Origin of the sequence: Methylobacterium sp. Leaf466, from assembly GCF_001425565.1 — a bacterium.
Classification (GTDB): domain Bacteria; phylum Pseudomonadota; class Alphaproteobacteria; order Rhizobiales; family Beijerinckiaceae; genus Methylobacterium.
This window is the reverse complement of record NZ_LMRC01000012.1, coordinates 286,406-301,090: the sequence shown is the minus strand read 5'-3', so window position 1 is coordinate 301,090 and position 14,685 is coordinate 286,406. Positions and strand designations below refer to the sequence as shown.

15 protein-coding genes are annotated in these 14,685 nt (G+C 71.1%); all 15 read right to left on the bottom strand.

The features are described 5' to 3' along the window. Positions 1–22: 22 nt before the first annotated feature. The 15 genes from ASG59_RS07715 to tsaB all read right to left on the bottom strand — a co-directional run bounded on the left by ASG59_RS07715 (position 23) and on the right by tsaB (position 14,672). Positions 23–2,323, bottom strand: a complete 2,301-nt coding sequence (locus tag ASG59_RS07715) for an FdhF/YdeP family oxidoreductase (RefSeq protein ID WP_156399155.1) — start codon at positions 2,321–2,323, stop codon at positions 23–25. A 66-nt stretch (positions 2,324–2,389) separates the two neighbouring features. Next, positions 2,390–3,811 carry a glutathione-disulfide reductase gene (gene gor / locus ASG59_RS07710; RefSeq protein WP_056408101.1) on the bottom strand — a complete coding sequence of 474 codons (1,422 nt, stop codon included), beginning with the start codon at positions 3,809–3,811 and terminating at the stop codon, positions 2,390–2,392. A 103-nt stretch (positions 3,812–3,914) separates the two neighbouring features. Beyond that, positions 3,915–4,169 carry a BrnA antitoxin family protein gene (locus tag ASG59_RS07705; RefSeq protein WP_056407861.1) on the bottom strand — a complete coding sequence of 85 codons (255 nt, stop codon included), beginning with the start codon at positions 4,167–4,169 and terminating at the stop codon, positions 3,915–3,917. A gap of 20 nt (positions 4,170–4,189) precedes the next feature. Further along, entirely contained in the window at positions 4,190–4,414 is a 225-nt protein-coding gene (locus tag ASG59_RS07700) for a hypothetical protein (RefSeq protein WP_055885946.1), read from the bottom strand. A 305-nt stretch (positions 4,415–4,719) separates the two neighbouring features. Next, positions 4,720–5,937, bottom strand: coding sequence for an MFS transporter (locus ASG59_RS07695; protein WP_056407858.1), 1,218 nt, complete (start codon positions 5,935–5,937; stop codon positions 4,720–4,722). Beyond that, positions 5,934–7,535, bottom strand: a complete 1,602-nt coding sequence (lnt, locus tag ASG59_RS07690; RefSeq protein WP_244475669.1) for an apolipoprotein N-acyltransferase — start codon at positions 7,533–7,535, stop codon at positions 5,934–5,936. The genes ASG59_RS07695 and lnt overlap by 4 nt, the downstream gene beginning before the upstream one ends. Positions 7,536–7,632: 97 nt before the next feature. Then, the gene (locus ASG59_RS07685; RefSeq protein ID WP_056284278.1) at positions 7,633–8,769 is read right to left on the bottom strand and encodes a hemolysin family protein; all 1,137 of its coding nucleotides are present in this window, start codon (positions 8,767–8,769) and stop codon (positions 7,633–7,635) included. A gap of 45 nt (positions 8,770–8,814) precedes the next feature. Further along, a complete protein-coding gene (gene ybeY / locus ASG59_RS07680) occupies positions 8,815–9,315 on the bottom strand; it encodes an rRNA maturation RNase YbeY (protein ID WP_056407856.1) in 501 nt (166 codons plus the stop codon). A 5-nt stretch (positions 9,316–9,320) separates the two neighbouring features. Beyond that, on the bottom strand, positions 9,321–9,599 hold the full coding sequence (locus ASG59_RS07675) for a BrnA antitoxin family protein (RefSeq protein WP_244475661.1): 279 nt from the start codon (positions 9,597–9,599) through the stop codon (positions 9,321–9,323). A 4-nt stretch (positions 9,600–9,603) separates the two neighbouring features. Next, positions 9,604–9,897: a BrnT family toxin gene (locus ASG59_RS07670; protein ID WP_056407850.1), complete on the bottom strand. Its 294-nt coding sequence runs from the start codon at positions 9,895–9,897 to the stop codon at positions 9,604–9,606. Between the two features lie 89 nt (positions 9,898–9,986). Further along, a complete protein-coding gene (locus ASG59_RS07665; RefSeq protein ID WP_056407848.1) occupies positions 9,987–11,075 on the bottom strand; it encodes a PhoH family protein in 1,089 nt (362 codons plus the stop codon). Between the two features lie 53 nt (positions 11,076–11,128). Beyond that, positions 11,129–12,466: a tRNA (N6-isopentenyl adenosine(37)-C2)-methylthiotransferase MiaB gene (miaB, locus tag ASG59_RS07660; RefSeq protein ID WP_056408096.1), complete on the bottom strand. Its 1,338-nt coding sequence runs from the start codon at positions 12,464–12,466 to the stop codon at positions 11,129–11,131. Positions 12,467–12,581: 115 nt separating this feature from the next. Continuing rightward, a complete protein-coding gene (locus ASG59_RS07655) occupies positions 12,582–13,448 on the bottom strand; it encodes a lysophospholipid acyltransferase family protein (RefSeq protein ID WP_056407846.1) in 867 nt (288 codons plus the stop codon). A gap of 28 nt (positions 13,449–13,476) precedes the next feature. Continuing rightward, positions 13,477–13,998, bottom strand: a complete 522-nt coding sequence (locus tag ASG59_RS07650; RefSeq protein WP_055885933.1) for a GNAT family N-acetyltransferase — start codon at positions 13,996–13,998, stop codon at positions 13,477–13,479. After that, a complete protein-coding gene (gene tsaB / locus ASG59_RS07645) occupies positions 13,995–14,672 on the bottom strand; it encodes a tRNA (adenosine(37)-N6)-threonylcarbamoyltransferase complex dimerization subunit type 1 TsaB (protein WP_056407844.1) in 678 nt (225 codons plus the stop codon). Before tsaB ends, ASG59_RS07650 begins: the two co-directional genes overlap by 4 nt. Between the last annotated feature and the right edge of the window lie 13 nt (positions 14,673–14,685).

The window sequence follows — 14,685 nt, the reverse complement described above, 5'->3', positions numbered from 1 at the left end:
CTGTCGCCAGATCACGTCGCTGTCAGGGCCCCGCACGCACGATCCGGACCGGGATCGCCTTTGCGGCCGGCGTCATCGCCTGTTCGTCATGGTGCCCAAGCGGAATGAGCGGGTTCAGTTCCGGATAATAGCCACCGCAATTGCCCGGCGGGATCCCATAGGCGACGATCCGCAAGCCGCGCACGACCCGCTCGATGCCGTCGTGCGCCTCGGTGCGCACATCGACGCTCTCGCCGTCGCGAAACCCGAGGCGGTCGATGTCGTCGGCGTTCATGAACAGGATCGTACGGGTGCCCTTCACGCCGCGGAAGCGGTCGTCGTAACCGTAGACGGTGGTGTTGAACTGGTCGTTGGAGCGCAGCGTCATCAGGTCGAGGACGTCGGCATGGCGCTTGGGCATGTCCGGGTTCTCGTCCAGCCCCTCGGGCACCACGAAGTTCGCCTTCCCCGTCGGGGTCTCCCATTGCCGGGCGCGGGCGGGAACGGGCTTGCGCAGGCCGCCCGGGTCGAACATGCGGCCCTCGAGGTCCTTGAACACGTCGGGGTACGTCGCCTCGATGGCCGCGCGGACGGTCGCATAGTCGCCGACCCATCCGTCCCAATCGACCTTCGGGTTCGGGGTCAGCGTCGCCTTGGCGAGTTCGGCCACGATCCAGGGCTCGGAGCGGACCTCGGCGCTCACCGGCTGCGTCACGCCGCGAGACCCGTGGAAGCAGGAGGTCGAATCCTCCATCGACACCGCCTGCGGCCCGCTCGCCTGGGCGTCGACCTCGATCCGCCCGAGGCAGGGGAGGATGTAGGCGGCCGCACCGTTGATGAGGTGGGAGCGGTTGAGCTTCGTCGAGATCTGGACGGTGAGGTCCATGTGACGCCAGGCCTCCTCCATCCGCACCGTGTCGGGAATGGCGCGCACGAAGTTGCCGCCCAGACCGATGAAGGCCTTCACCGAACGGTCGAGAATGCCTTCGCAAGCCTCCACGGTGTTGAGGCCCTTCTCCCGCGGCGGCTCGAAGCCGTAGAGGTCCTTCAGCCTGTCGAGGGGCGCGAGCTCCGGCTTCTCGGTGATCCCCACCGTGCGCTGGCCCTGCACGTTGGAATGCCCGCGCACCGGGCACAGGCCGGCACCGGGACGACCGACGTTGCCGCGCAGCAGCATCAGGTTCACCAGCATCTGCACCGCCTCGGTGCCCTTGCGGTGCTGGGTCAGCCCCATGCCGTAGACGCCGATCACGGCGCGCGCACGGGCGTAGACCGTCGCCGCCGCCTCGAGCGCCGACCGTGTGAGGCCGGAGCGCGCTTCCAGGGTCGCCCAGTCCTGGCCGTCGCAGAACGCCGCGAAGGCCGAAAAACCGTGGGTGTGCTCGGCGATGAACGCCGCATCGAGGAGGCGCGGGCGCCCGACCCGTTCGGCCTCGCGATCGGCCTCGATCAGCCACTTGCACATCGCGGTGATCGCCGCGATGTCGCCGCCGGCCTTGACCTGGAGATACTGCGTCGAGATCTCGGTGGAGGTCCGCGTCGCCATCTCCACCACCGACTGCGGGTTGGTGAAGCGCTCCAGCCCGCGTTCGCGCAAGGGGTTGAAGGTGATGATCGGAACGCGCCGCTTGCGGGCATCCTGGAGCGGATGCAGCATCCTTGGCGCGTTCGAACCGACGTTCTGTCCGAAGAACAGGATCAGGTCGGTGGACTCGAAGTCCTCCAGCACCGTGGTGCCGACCGGGGACCCGATCGACGCCTTGAGGCCGACCGAGGTCGGCTCGTGGCACATGTTGGAGGAATCGGGCAGGTTGTTGGTGCCGTAGAGCCGCGCGAACAGGCCGTACATGTACGAGGTTTCGAGGGCGGCCCGGCCGGAGGTGTAGAGGACGACGGAGGCCGGATCGAGACCGCGCAGGGCCGTCCCGATCTGCGAGAACGCCTCCGCCCAGGTCACCGGCACGTAGTGGTCGGTTCCAGGGTCGTAGCGCATCGGATGGGTGAGGCGGCCCTTCTCCTCCAGCGCGTAGTCGGTCCAGGTCAGGAGTTCGGTGACCGAGTGCCGGGCGAAGAAATCGGGGCCGACGCGCTTGGCGGTCTGCTCCCAGGCCGTGGCCTTGGCGCCGTTCTCGCAATACTCGAACGCCGCGGGCTTCGCCGGCTTGGCCCAGGCGCAGGACGTGCACATGAAGCCGTCGGGCTTGTTCTGCTTCATGAGCAACGCCGCGCCCGAGAGCGGGATCTGCTCGCGGGTCAGGATCTCGGCGAGCGACCCGGCGGAACCCCAGCCGCCGGCGGGACCGTCGTAGGGAGCGATGATCGGCTCGGCCATCTTGTCGGTCATGGGAACTTTCCGGCTCGCGGTTGCGCCAGGGCAACGGAGCCGGAAAGCCGGGTGTTCCGGCCGCGCCTACCCGACGCTCTGCGGCCTCTTGGTCACCGCGGGCACCCGCATGGTGACGAGTTCCTCTCCGGCGGTGGGATGCACGGCGATGGTGCGGTCGAAATCGGCCTTGGTGGCGCCCATGGTGACGGCGATCCCCACCGCCTGGATCATCTCGCCGGCGTCGTGGCCGAGGATGTGGACGCCGAGCACCCGGTCGGTGGCGACGTCGACGATCACCTTGAGCAGCATCCGGTCCTCGCGGCCCGACAGCGTCGCCTTCATCGGGCGAAAGCTCGACCGGTAGACGTCGATGGCGCCGTACCTCTCGCCGGCCTGCGCCTCGGTGAGGCCGACGGTGCCGATCTCGGGCGTCGAGAACACGGCGGTGGGAATCAGCCCGTGGTCCACCGACCACGCCTTGCCGCCGAACACCGTGTCGGCGAAGGCGTGGCCCTCGCGGATGGCGATGGGCGTGAGGTTGGCCCGGTCGGTGACGTCGCCCACGGCATAGATGGACGGCACCGCCGTCTGCGAGAAAGCGTCCACCGGGATGGCGCCGCTCCTGTTCGGAGCGATACCGACGGAATCGAGGCCGAGGCCGTCGACGTTGGGACGACGGCCGGTGGCGACCAGGACCTGATCGACCTCCAGGGTGTCGCCGTCGTCGAGGGTGGCGAGGATGCCTGTCGTGCGCCGCTCGAGGCGCGCCAGGGTGCGGCCGAGGCGCAGGTCCATCCGCTTGCCGTAGGCCTCGGCGAGCCCCTCTCGGACTTCGTCGTCGAAGCCGCGCAGCAGCTTGTCGCCCCGGTGCAGGAGGGTGGTGCGGCTGCCGAGCGCGGCGAAGACGCCGGCGAACTCCACGGCGATGTAGCCGCCGCCGATCACGAGGATCCGCTCGGGCCGCGTCTCCAACTCGAACACCTCGTTCGAGGTGATGGCGAGATCCATGCCCGGCACGTCGGGGAGCTTGACCGGTCGCGCACCCACCGCGACGAGGATGTACCGGGCCCGCACCACCTTGCCGCTGTCGACGAGGCGCACCGCATGGGGCCCCTCGATCACCGCGCGCTGGGGCTCCACATCGACGCCCGCGCGCATCAGGTTGGTGTCGTAGATCGTCTCCAGGCGCGCCACCTCGGCGTCGCGGCGGCGCTTCATCACGCTCCAGTCGAAGCGCGGCTCGGGGACCGTCCAGCCGAATCCCGCGGCGTCCTCGAACTCCTCGGCGAAGCGGCCGGCGTAGACCATCAGCTTCTTGGGTACGCACCCTCGGATGACGCAGGTGCCCCCGACCCGGTATTCCTCGGCGAGTTGCACCCGGGCACCGTGGCCCGCCGCGATTCGGGCGGCACGCACGCCGCCGGAGCCGCCGCCGATCACGAAGAGGTCGACGTCGAACGCATCCCCGGCGGGTGTGGGACGATCGGTCTGGGCGGTCTCGGCCATGGCGGGATCCTGCATTGCGGCATCGTCCTTCGCCCCGATGGCGACCGCGATCAAGCGCGACCCGTGGTCCGGATCCGGCGAGCCGGCGCGGGACCGACAGGGCCTACAGGCCGGCGGCGACCTTCAGGGCGGCGTTGACGCGGTCCTGCCAGCCCGGCCCGTCCTTCTGGAAATGCTCCAGCACGGCGCGGTCGATGCGCAGGGTCACCATCTCCCGGGCACCGGGGACGGCGGCACCGGCCGAGGGGGCGGGGGCGGCCGGGCGCGGGGTGTCCACGGTTTTCGTGGTCGCGGCCTTGAAGGCGGCCTCGGCGGCCTGGCGCGGGTCGCTGGGACGTCGTGTGCGATCGAATGCCATCGCGTTCTCCTACAGACCCGTCAGGACCGCTTGCGCTTCGGGGCCGGCGGCGGCGCGGCGGCCTTGGCCTCGGCTTCCGCGGCTTCGTGGGCCAGGCGCAGGGCGCGCAGCTTGACGGTGCGCTCGTCGACGGCCTTCACGGACGCCAGATGCTCGGCCATCGCCTGGGCGCCTTCCTTGGCCATGCGTTCGGCGCGCTCGGCGCGCTCCTCGGAACGGGTCCGGGCGTCGGTCTCGTCGCTCATTGCAATCCTCTCTCGATGCCTCTCGTCAAACGCGACGGTGCGCCGTCTCCGGCGCGACCGCGGGCGCATGGCCGCCCCGATCGATGTCTGGCCGAACGTCGAAGGACCGTTCCACCCGGGTGCCCGAAAGGGCCCGCGAGGCGGAACGAGGCAGTCCACACACCCTGGCGCGGATCGGCTTTGGGCGGGATCGGAACGCCATAGCACACCGGGACGTGGAAACGCCAACGATCACCGCGCGTTCGCGGGTCTTATCCGCACGAATCGCGTGCGGGAAGCCCCCTGCACAACCGGCGACGCCGGGATCAGGCGCGCTCGGCCCGCCGGGGCGCGATCCCCACCTGCCGGTCGCGGCCCGCCCCCAGGCCGCACAGGAGACTTCCCGACGCGATGGCGACGAAGAGGGCGGTGGGCCATTCCCAGCCGCCGCTGGCGTCGTGGGCGAGCCCGAACCCCAACGGCCCGAGGGAGGCGAAGGTGTAGCCCACGCCCTGCGACAGGATCGAGAGGCCGGCGGCGGCCTCCGCATTGCGCGCCCGCAGGACAATGATGGTGAGGCCGAGCCCGAACAGGCCGCCGAGACTGACCCCGAGCAGGATCGCGAGGACCGGCACGAGTCCCCTCGGCCCGAGGGCGAGGCCCGCGAAGACGGCGGCACAGAGGACGACGAGGCCGACGACGAAGGGGCGCTGGTCGCGCGCGCGGCTCGCCAGGGTCGGCACCAGGAGGGCGCTCGGCGCCTGCCCGAGGCTCATGATCGAGGTGACGAAGCCGGCGTCGACGGCGCTCAGGCCACGGGCCTGCAGCACCGCCGGCAGCCATCCGAACACGATGTAGGCCAGCGACGATTGCAGGCCCATGAAGCCCGTGACCTGCCAGGCGACCCGGTCCCGCCAGGGCGGACGCCCGGTGGTGGAGCGGTGGAGGCCGCTGCCCCGCATCGCCAGGGGCGCCCAGACGAGGGCCGCCACGAGGCACGGCAGGGCCCAGAGCGAGAGCGCCAGGGGCCAGCCGCCGCCGAGGCCATGCGCCATCGGCACGACGATGCCCGCGCCCGTGGCCGCGCCCAGGCACAGGATCATCGTGTAGAGGCCGGTCATCGGTCCGGCGTGCCGGGGGAAATCCCGCTTCACGAGGCCGGGCAGCAGCACGCCCGACAGGCCGATGCCGGCGGCGGCGAGGCAGGCACCGAGGAACAGCGTCGCCAGGGCACCGGTGCCGGCGAGGCCGCCGAGGCCGCGCAGGACCGAGCCGAGGGCGACGACGACGACCGCCAGGAGCACGCCCCAGTCGGGCCCGAACCGGCGGATCACCCAGGGGCCGAGCGCGCAGGCGAGCCCGAGGCAGAACACCGGAAGGGTCGTGAGCACGGCCGCCCCCGCCGCGGTGAGCCCGGTCTCGGCGCGGATGTCGTTGAGGAGCGGGCCGATGGTGGTGAGTGCCGGGCGCATGTTGAACGCGACCAGCATGATCCCGAGCCCGACCAGCACGGGGTGGGTGGCCTTTGCGTGGTGAGCGGTCACGCGCGGCGCCGCCCCGCGACAAGGGCCGCCACGAGGCAACCCGCGAGCATGACCGCGAAGGGAGTGTCGCCGAGCGAAGCGTAGAGCGTCCGTCCCGACAGCCTCGCAGGGAGGGCGGCGTCGAGCACGGCCTCGACGCCGAGGGGCAGGCTGGCGGTGATTCGGCCGTGGCCGTCGACCACCGCGGACAGGCCGGTGTTGGCGTCCCGGACCAGGGGCAGCCCTTCCTCCACGGTGCGCAGGCGGGCCTGCGCGAAGTGCTGGCGCGGCCCCGGCGTGTCGCCGAACCAGGCGTCGTTGGTGAGGTTGAGGATGAAGCCGGGCACCGCCGGCGGCGCACCGGGTGGGGCGACCGGCACGATCGCGCCGGGGAAGATCGCCTCGTAGCAGATGGTGGCGGCGATGGGCGGCAGGCCCGGTACGGTCATGATGCGCTGGCTGGCACGAGGGCCAGGGGTGAATCCGCCCGGGATCGCCACGAACTGGCGCAGGCCCACCGCCCGCAGCGCGGCGTCGAGGGGAGCGGGCAGGTATTCGCCGAAGGGAACGAGGTGCACCTTGTCGTAGACGTCGCCCAGCGTCGCCCCGGCCGACAGCGTCAGGATGGAATTGAAGAAGCGCGGCTTCTCGCCCGGCAACGGCTCTTCGACGCGCGCGGCACCGGTGATCAGGTGCTTGCCCGGCGGCAGCGCGGCGGCGATGCGGGCGAGTGCCCTGGGATCGCGCTGGATCAGGAACGGGAACGCCGATTCAGGCCAGATCACATGGGTGACGTCGGAGAGGCCGGTCCGGTCCGGGGCGGCGGCGCGGTCGCTCAGCTCGATATAGCGGTCGAGGATGTCCTCGCGGTTCTCGGGCCTGAACTTGGCGTCCTGGGGGAGGTTCGGCTGCATCAGGCGCAGGCGCACCCCGGGGACGGTGGGGTCCGGGGCGGCGGGCAGGCGCCAGGCGCCGAAGGCCGCCAAGGCGGCCAGACCGACGGCCGCGGTGGCACTCGGGCCATAGCGCCCACCGGCCCCGGCATCGTCGGCGAGGGTGGCGGGTGCGGCGGCGATGAGGACCGCCAGGAGGGTCAGCCCGTAGAGACCGAACAGGGCGGCCCCCTGCATGAGCCAGAGGTTCTGCCCGAGCGCCATGCCGAGGCTGTTCCAGGGGAATCCGGTGAAGAGGTGGCCGCGCAGCCACTCGCTGGCGGCAAGTCCGACGCCGAGGGCGAGGATACGCCCGCCCCCCGGCGACCAGACCAGCCGGGCGAGGGCGAAGCCGGCGCCGTAGAACAGCCCGAGGACGGCCGGCAGCCCGATGACGCCGAGCGGCAGGGCCCAGGCGAACTCCTCCGCCTCGACGAGAAAGGCGGAGCCGAGCCACCACAATCCGGCGGTGAGATAACCGAAGCCCCAGGCCCAGCCGATGCCGGCGGAGGCGATGACGGTGCCGAGGGTTCCGCGCCGGCCGGTGACGGCTCCGTCCATCAGCCAGACGGCCAGGACGAGGGACAGGCAAAGGGCCGGCAACAGCCCGAACGGCGGCATCGCCAGGGCGCCGACCGCACCGGCCGAGAAGGCGAGCGCGAGCCGGCGCCAGCCGGAGGTCAGCATCACGCGGTGGGCGAGGGGTGCCAGCGGTCCCGGCGCCGGCCGGCCGATGCGGAGCGCGGGACCGGCGGCGTCGGAGTCACGGATCATCGGGATGGCGTCACGGCGATGAGATGTCCGTCGGCGCGGACGCGGGATGGCCGGGCGGCGGCAGGGCGAGGGGGACCACGTTGCCGATGCGCGCCTGCCCGTGCTGCAGGCGCAGGCGCTTGACCCGGCGCGGGTCGGCGTCGAGGACCTCGAACTGGAGGTCGCCGGGACCGCCGATGACCTCGCCCCGCAACGGCACGCGGCCGGCCAGGGTCACGATCAGGCCGCCGATGGTGTCGATGTCCTCGGCCATCTGGCCGAGTGCCGCGTCGAGGTCGATCCCCGTGGCCGCCGACACTTCGGCGAGGCCGGCCCGGGCATCGGCGATGAAGATGTCCGCCTCCCCGTCGACGCGCTGGACCAGACGGCCCTCGGCGACGTCGTGCTCGTCCTCGATGTCGCCGACCACCATCTCGATCAGGTCCTCGATCGAGATCAGGCCATCGGTCCCGCCGTACTCGTCGATGACCAGGGCCATGTGGGTGCGCGTGGCCTGCATCCGGACCAGCAGGTCGATGGCCGGCATCGAGGGCGGGACGAACAGGACCGGGCGCTGGATGCGCGTCGAGGCCAGGCTCGCGGAGAGGTCGACGTTCGCGAGGTCGAGGCCCCGCAGGGCACGGGTGCCGCGGCGCTGGCGCGGCGAAGCGGCCGGAGGCGCCTCCGCGCTCGTCATCGTCGCGGAGGCCGCCCGGCGCGGGCTCGCCTCGGCCCTGGCGACGAGGTGGTCGACGAGATCGCGGATGTGGACCATGCCGCGCGGGTCGTCGAGGCTTTCCCCGTAGACCGGCAGGCGCGAATGCCCGGCGGCACGGAAGAGCTTCAGGAGGTCGCTCAGGCTCGTTTCGATGGACACCGCGATGATGTCGGCCCGCGGGATCATCACGTCGTCGACCCGCACCTTGTGCAGCCCGAGCACGTTCTTCAGCATCGCCCGCTCGATCGGCGAGAAGGCGTTCTCGCCGGAATCGGGCGTCGCCAGCGCGCCCTCGATGTCGTCGCGCAGGGAGTCGCGCGGACGCAGGTGGAAGACGTTGAGGAGGCGATCGTACCAGGGTTCGCGGGTCGGAACCTCGCGCGCCGGGGATTCGCCCTCGGTGGCACCGAGCGCGGCCTGGGCCGCGCCGCGACTTCGATCGTTCGTCATGTCTCTCTGGTCTGGGACGGTGGGCGGATCGGTCCGGGGTACCGCTCAATCCGCATAGGGATCGGGAATGCCGAGGCCGCGCAGGGCCGCGATCTCCAGGGCTTCCATGGCATCGGCTTGGGCATCTCCGGTCTCGTGGTCCTGGCCGAGGAGGTGAAGGGTACCATGGACGAGGAGATGCGCGAGGTGATGGGCGAGCGGCTTGGCCTGCTCCTCACTTTCGCGCAGCATCGTGTCATACGCAAGAACCACGTCGCCCAGCGGCGCCGGGCCCGCTGCATGGCCGGGTTGCGGGGGCGCGGGAAACGACAGGACGTTGGTGGGCTTGTCCTGCCCGCGCCAGGTGCGGTTGAGTTCGCGTACCGCCGCGTCGGAGGTCAGCAGCACGCTGATCTCGCGTTCTCCTTCAATCGCTCCGGGAGCCACCGCGAGCGCCGCCTCGATAGCGCGGACCACGAAGGCGTCGAGGTCGGCCACGGTCTGCGCCCAACGCTCGTCGTCGCAGGCGATGCCGATGTCGTGGGAGGAGAGGGCAGGCACGTCCATGGACTTCACCGTCCGTCCTCGTTCTTCAAGTGCAACTCCATGTAGCGGCGCAGAACCGCGTTCATGCGCATCTGGTAGCCACGACCGCCGCGCTTGAAGAATGCCACGACGTCGCTGTCGAAACTCGCATGAATCGGCGTCTTCGGCAGCGGCGCCCCGACGACGGCATTCGACCATTCGTCTTCGGACAGCGTAGCGGGATTATCGCCGTCGTTCGCGGCCATGCGTTCGATCTCGCCCTCCGGCAGGGTCCGAAGTCGGTTCCAGTCGGTACGATCCGTCATGGGCTTAACCGTTCTGCCGGTTGGCATCGTACACCGTTCTTTCCTTGCGGTTGGCAAGGCGAGCCGAAATGATCCGTTGCTTGCCCGCCCGCGGCGTGAACGTGACGGTCAGGATCAAGCCGTCGAGATCGACCAGCATATTGAACCGTTGCTCGCCATAGTCACGTCGCCCGTCCGCACGAACCAGCGCAAATCGGCCGTCGAAAATGGCATCGAGACCTGAGAAATCGATGCCGCGCTTGCTCAGGTTGATGTCGCTTTTACGGTCGTCCCAGGAGGTTCGTTCGTTCTCGCCCATGCGCTCGCGTGGAGGTCAAAACGACCGGCCGTCGAAACCGCGATCGATCGGAACACCGGCAAGCGCGAAGCGGGCCAGTGCCGAAATCCTTACGACAGCGGAGCCCGCCGCGGACTCGCGTTGCGGCCGCCCCCCTCCGTGCCGGACGCCGCCTCGTAGGCCGTCACGATCCGGCGCACGAGGTCGTGGCGCACCACGTCGACGTCGCGGAAGCGGATGCGGCCGATACCCTCGACGCCGTCGAGGATACCGACCGCTTCGACGAGGCCGGACTTCTGGCCGGGCGGAAGGTCGACCTGGCTCGGGTCGCCGGTGATGATCATGCGCGAGTTCTCGCCCAGGCGAGTGAGGAACATCTTCATCTGCATCGAGGTGGTGTTCTGGGCCTCGTCGAGCAGGACCACGGCGTTGGTGAGCGTGCGTCCGCGCATGAAGGCGAGCGGCGCGATCTCGATGAGCCCGGTCTGGAGGCCGCGGTCGACATGGCGCGCCTCCATGAAGTCGTAGAGGGCGTCGTAGATCGGGCGCAGGTAGGGATCGACCTTCTCGCGCATGTCGCCCGGCAGGAAGCCGAGGCGCTCGCCGGCCTCCACCGCCGGGCGCGACAGGATCAGGCGCTCCGCGTGCCCCTGTTCCAGCAGGGAGACCGCATGGCCGACCGCGAGCCAGGTCTTGCCGGTGCCGGCCGGACCTTCCGCGAACACGAGCTCGTGGGTGCGCAGGGCCTTGATGTAGGCGTCCTGCGCCGGGTTGCGGGCGCGCACGGCGCCGCGCTTGCGGGTGGCGATCTGGTCGAACACCGGCCGGTCCGGCTCGGCGCTGATCTCGGCCGCCGGAAACAGCATGCCCTGCTGCGTCGTCTCCTTGATGGCGCCGTCGACGTCTCCGAGCGTCAGGGGCTGCCCGCTGGCGCCGACCCTGGCGTAGAGCCGTTCGAACACCCGCCGCGCCTTCTCGGCCGCATCGGCCGGGCCCTTGACGACGAGGTGGTTGCCGAGCGCGGTGGCGACGATCTCCATCCGGCGCTCGATGTGGGCGACGTTCTGGTCGTATTGGCCGAAGACGAGGCTCGCGAGGCGGTTGTCGTCGAAGGTCAGGGCGATCTCGACCTGTTCGGCGACTTCCGCCCCCCGTGCGGCCGGCCCACGCCCACGCAAGGGGCCGCCGCGTCCGGTCATGGGGTCTGGTGCGGCCATGCCATCGTCCTCATCGGAGCCATCGGGGTCCACGCTCACGCCGCCGCCGCTGCCTCGGACATCTCCCCGAACAGGGTGTTCGTTCCGGTCCGCGAGATTCGCACCGGCACGACCGTGCCGATGATCGCGGCCGGTCCGTCCAGTTGCACGGTGAGGAGGTGCGGGGTCTTGCCGACCACCTGCCCGGCGATCCGGCCGGCCTTCTCCACCAGCACCTCCACCGTCGTGCCGACGAAGCCGGCGTTGTAGGCGTGGCGCTGGTCGTCGAGGAGGGACTGCAGGGCGGCGAGGCGCTCGGATTTGACCGCCTCCGGCACCGCGTCCTCGCGCTCCGCCGCCGGCGTGCCGGGGCGCGGGCTGTACTTGAAGGTGTAGGCGCTGGAAAACCCGATCTCGGTGACCAGCCCCAGGGTCTCGGCGAAATCCGCGTCGCTTTCGCCGGGAAAGCCGACGATGAAATCGGACGAGAGCGCGATGTCGGGCCGCGCCTGCCGGACCCGCGCGATGAGGTGGCGATACGCATCCGCGTCGTGCTTGCGGTTCATCGCCTTGAGGACCCGGTCGGAGCCCGATTGAACCGGCAGGTGCAGGTAGGGCATCAAGGCCGGGATGTCGGCATGGGCCGCGATCAGGTCGTCGGCCATGTCGTTGGGGTGGCTGGTGGTGTAGCGCAGGCGCAGCAGACCGGGGATGCCGGCCAGGTCGCGCATCAGCGCGGGCAACGTGGCGGGCGTGCCGTCCCGCCCGAGCCCGTGATAGGCGTTCACGTTCTGGCCGATCAGGGTGATCTCGCGGGTGCCGCCCGCCACCAGGGCCTCGGCCTCGGCACGGATCGCCGCCACGGTGCGCGAGACCTCGGCACCGCGGGTGTAGGGCACGACGCAGAACGCGCAGAACTTGTCGCAGCCTTCCTGCACGGTGAGGAAGCTCGACACGGCGCTGGTGCGGCGGGCGGGGAGGTGGTCGAACTTGTCCTCGACCGGGAAGGCGGTGTCGACGACGCGCTTCGAGTGCGAGGCGGCCAGGAGGGCCGGCAGGTTGTGGTAGCTCTGGGGGCCCACCACCACGTCGACGGCCGGGGCGCGGGCCAGGATCTCGGCGCCCTCGGCCTGGGCGACGCAGCCCGCCACGACGATCCGCGTGTCGTGCCCGGCCTCGCGGCGTTCGGCCTTGAGGACGCGCAGGCGCCCGAGTTCGGAATAGACCTTGTCGGCGGCCTTTTCGCGGATGTGGCAGGTGTTGAGGATGACGACGTCAGCCTCCTCCACCGTGTCCGTCGCGGCGTAGCCCTCCGCGCCGAGCACGTCCGCCATGCGGCCGGCGTCGTAGGCGTTCATCTGGCAGCCGTAGGATTTGACGAAGGCTTTCTTCAAACGATGCGAGTCCCGAACCGGCAGGCCGCGCGCTCCCGCGCAGGCGTTCATGACCAGGGCGTTAGCACATCCGCACGGTCGCGTCCCGCGCCCGCGTTGTGACCGATCGCGCCGCCTACGCCAGCTCGGATCGCAGGCCGGCCGCCGACGTCAGGCCCCCGGCGGGTTGGGGCTGGGTGTGTTCGGGTCGACCGCTCCGGTTCCGCCGGAGAGCGGCGCGGACGCGGGCCTCGGCCATGGCGGTGGCGCGCTTGCGATCGGTGCCGCTCTCCACCGGGATCGGTTCGCCCCAGACCACGTGGACGTCGATGGGCCCACCCGAGAGGAAGACCGAGAGGTGGGGCGCGAGATCCATATCGCCGTACCAGGCGATGTCGGGGCGCTCGGAGCGGGTCACGGCCATGCCGTTGCGGCGCGGGTAGGCGATCGCCAGGGGCTGCAGCCGGATGCGGGTGTGGCTGTTGGTCTCGGCGTCGATGGCGGCGCGCGCCGCACCGACGAGGGAAGAGCGGAACGGCAGCAGCCGGGTACCGTCGCCGGTGGTGCCTTCGGCGAACAGCACGATGAGGTCGCCCTCGGCCAGGCGCTCGGCCAGGGCGGCGTTGACGTCGGCCGTGGCCGCACGCCGGGCCCGGTCGATGAAGATCGTGCGCTGAAGCCTGGCGAGAAGCCCGACCAGCGGCCAGCCGGCGATCTCGGATTTCGCCACGAAGGACAGCGGCCGCAGGCTGCCGAGCACCAGGATGTCGAGCCAGGAGACGTGGTTGGCGAGCACCAGGGCCGGCTCGCCCACGGCGGGCGGCGTCCCGCTCTGGGTGACCCGCACCGAGAACAGCGCCAGGAAGAGCCGGTGGAACCAGGTCGGCAGGTGGGCCGCCACCCGGCCGCGGCCCAAGCGCAGGCTCAGCCATTGCGGGCCCACCAGGACCGCGAAGGCGAGGACGCAGGCGAGGAGCCGCAGGGCGGTGCCGAACCGCGTCATCGCCCGCCCGGTCGTCCCCTCGTCCCGGTCACGCGACGAAGGCCTTCATGGTGATGGCGGTGGCGCGGCTGCCGTCCTTGCGGGCGTAGTAGCCGGTCCGCTCGCCGACCCGCTCGAACCCGTGGCGGGCGTAGAGCTTGAGCGCGGGCACGTTGCCCTCGTCGACCTCGAGATGGACGCTGCGCACGCCGGCCTGCCCGAGATGCGCGAGGTGATCGCGCAGGAGGCGATGGCTGAGTCCGCCGCCCCGCACCGAGGGCGACAGCACCAGGGTCAGGATCTCGGCCTCGTCGGCGACCTTGCGCGACAGGACGAAGCCCTGGATGGCGCCGTTGCGCCAGAGCGCATGCGCTTCGGTCGCGCGTTCGCACAGCATGCGCTCGAACTCGTGCGCGTCCCACGGCCGGGCGAAGGCCGTGGCGTGGAGGTGGGAGAGGGCGCGCGCCTGCCCGGAGTCGCGCAGCGGCGCCACGTAGGGCTCGGCCCCCCAGGCCGACCACCAGGCCATCCACAGGTCGAGGGGCCAGAGCGGGGACAGCGGCCGGTTCATCGACGGGCGATCCTGGCGTGATCCTGGGGCGTGGCGTCGGGCCCGCGCAGGTAGAGGGGACGGGGCAGGGCCTGTTCGGGATCGGCCAGGAAGCCGAGGGAGGCGACCCAGGCGATGTCGGGGGAGGCCGTGCCGGCGATCGTCGTCTCGACGCCGCGGGCGGACATCGCGGCGGCCAGCATCGGTGCGCCGGACCCCACCAGCGTGGCCCTGGTGCCGATCATCGCGGCGGCCTCGTCCAGCGGCACGAGGCTCGGGGGCACGATGATCCCGTCGGCCGGGTTCATCGCCTGGAGGTAGATGGACCCGTGGCGGGCATCGATGGCGGCGGCGATCAGGCCCTCGCCATGGGTCGCCAGAACGGGTGCCAGCAGGGCGGAGAGCGTGGTCACGCCCACGACGGGAATGCCCGTGGCGAGCCCGATGGCCCGGGCGGCGGACAGGCCGACCCGCAGGCCCGTGTAGCTGCCCGGCCCGACGGTCACGGCGACCCGGTCGAGGCTCTCGAAGCCGCCCACGCATCGCGCCACCACCCGCTCGATCAGGGGGAGCAGGGCTTCGGCATGTCCGCGGACGAGGACCATCGATTCGACGGCCAGGAGCGCGTCGGATTCCTCCGTCGCGATGCAGGCGGAACAGGATTCGAGTGCCGTGTCGATGGCCAGGATACGCAACGTGACTCCCGCT

What these genes read in the sequence shown, in the direction of transcription:
- ASG59_RS07715 (WP_156399155.1), bottom strand. Translation starts at nt 2,323, where the DNA reads ATGACCGACAAGATGGCCGAGCCGATCATCGCTCCCTACGACGGTCCC.
- gor (WP_056408101.1), bottom strand. Translation starts at nt 3,811, where the DNA reads ATGGCCGAGACCGCCCAGACCGATCGTCCCACACCCGCCGGGGATGCG.
- ASG59_RS07705 (WP_056407861.1), bottom strand. Translation starts at nt 4,169, where the DNA reads ATGGCATTCGATCGCACACGACGTCCCAGCGACCCGCGCCAGGCCGCC.
- ASG59_RS07700 (WP_055885946.1), bottom strand. Translation starts at nt 4,414, where the DNA reads ATGAGCGACGAGACCGACGCCCGGACCCGTTCCGAGGAGCGCGCCGAG.
- lnt (WP_244475669.1), bottom strand. Translation starts at nt 7,535, where the DNA reads ATGCTGACCTCCGGCTGGCGCCGGCTCGCGCTCGCCTTCTCGGCCGGT.
- ASG59_RS07685 (WP_056284278.1), bottom strand. Translation starts at nt 8,769, where the DNA reads ATGACGAACGATCGAAGTCGCGGCGCGGCCCAGGCCGCGCTCGGTGCC.
- ybeY (WP_056407856.1), bottom strand. Translation starts at nt 9,315, where the DNA reads ATGGACGTGCCTGCCCTCTCCTCCCACGACATCGGCATCGCCTGCGAC.
- ASG59_RS07675 (WP_244475661.1), bottom strand. Translation starts at nt 9,599, where the DNA reads ATGACGGATCGTACCGACTGGAACCGACTTCGGACCCTGCCGGAGGGC.
- ASG59_RS07670 (WP_056407850.1), bottom strand. Translation starts at nt 9,897, where the DNA reads ATGGGCGAGAACGAACGAACCTCCTGGGACGACCGTAAAAGCGACATC.
- ASG59_RS07665 (WP_056407848.1), bottom strand. Translation starts at nt 11,075, where the DNA reads ATGACCGGACGCGGCGGCCCCTTGCGTGGGCGTGGGCCGGCCGCACGG.
- ASG59_RS07655 (WP_056407846.1), bottom strand. Translation starts at nt 13,448, where the DNA reads ATGACGCGGTTCGGCACCGCCCTGCGGCTCCTCGCCTGCGTCCTCGCC.
- ASG59_RS07650 (WP_055885933.1), bottom strand. Translation starts at nt 13,998, where the DNA reads ATGAACCGGCCGCTGTCCCCGCTCTGGCCCCTCGACCTGTGGATGGCC.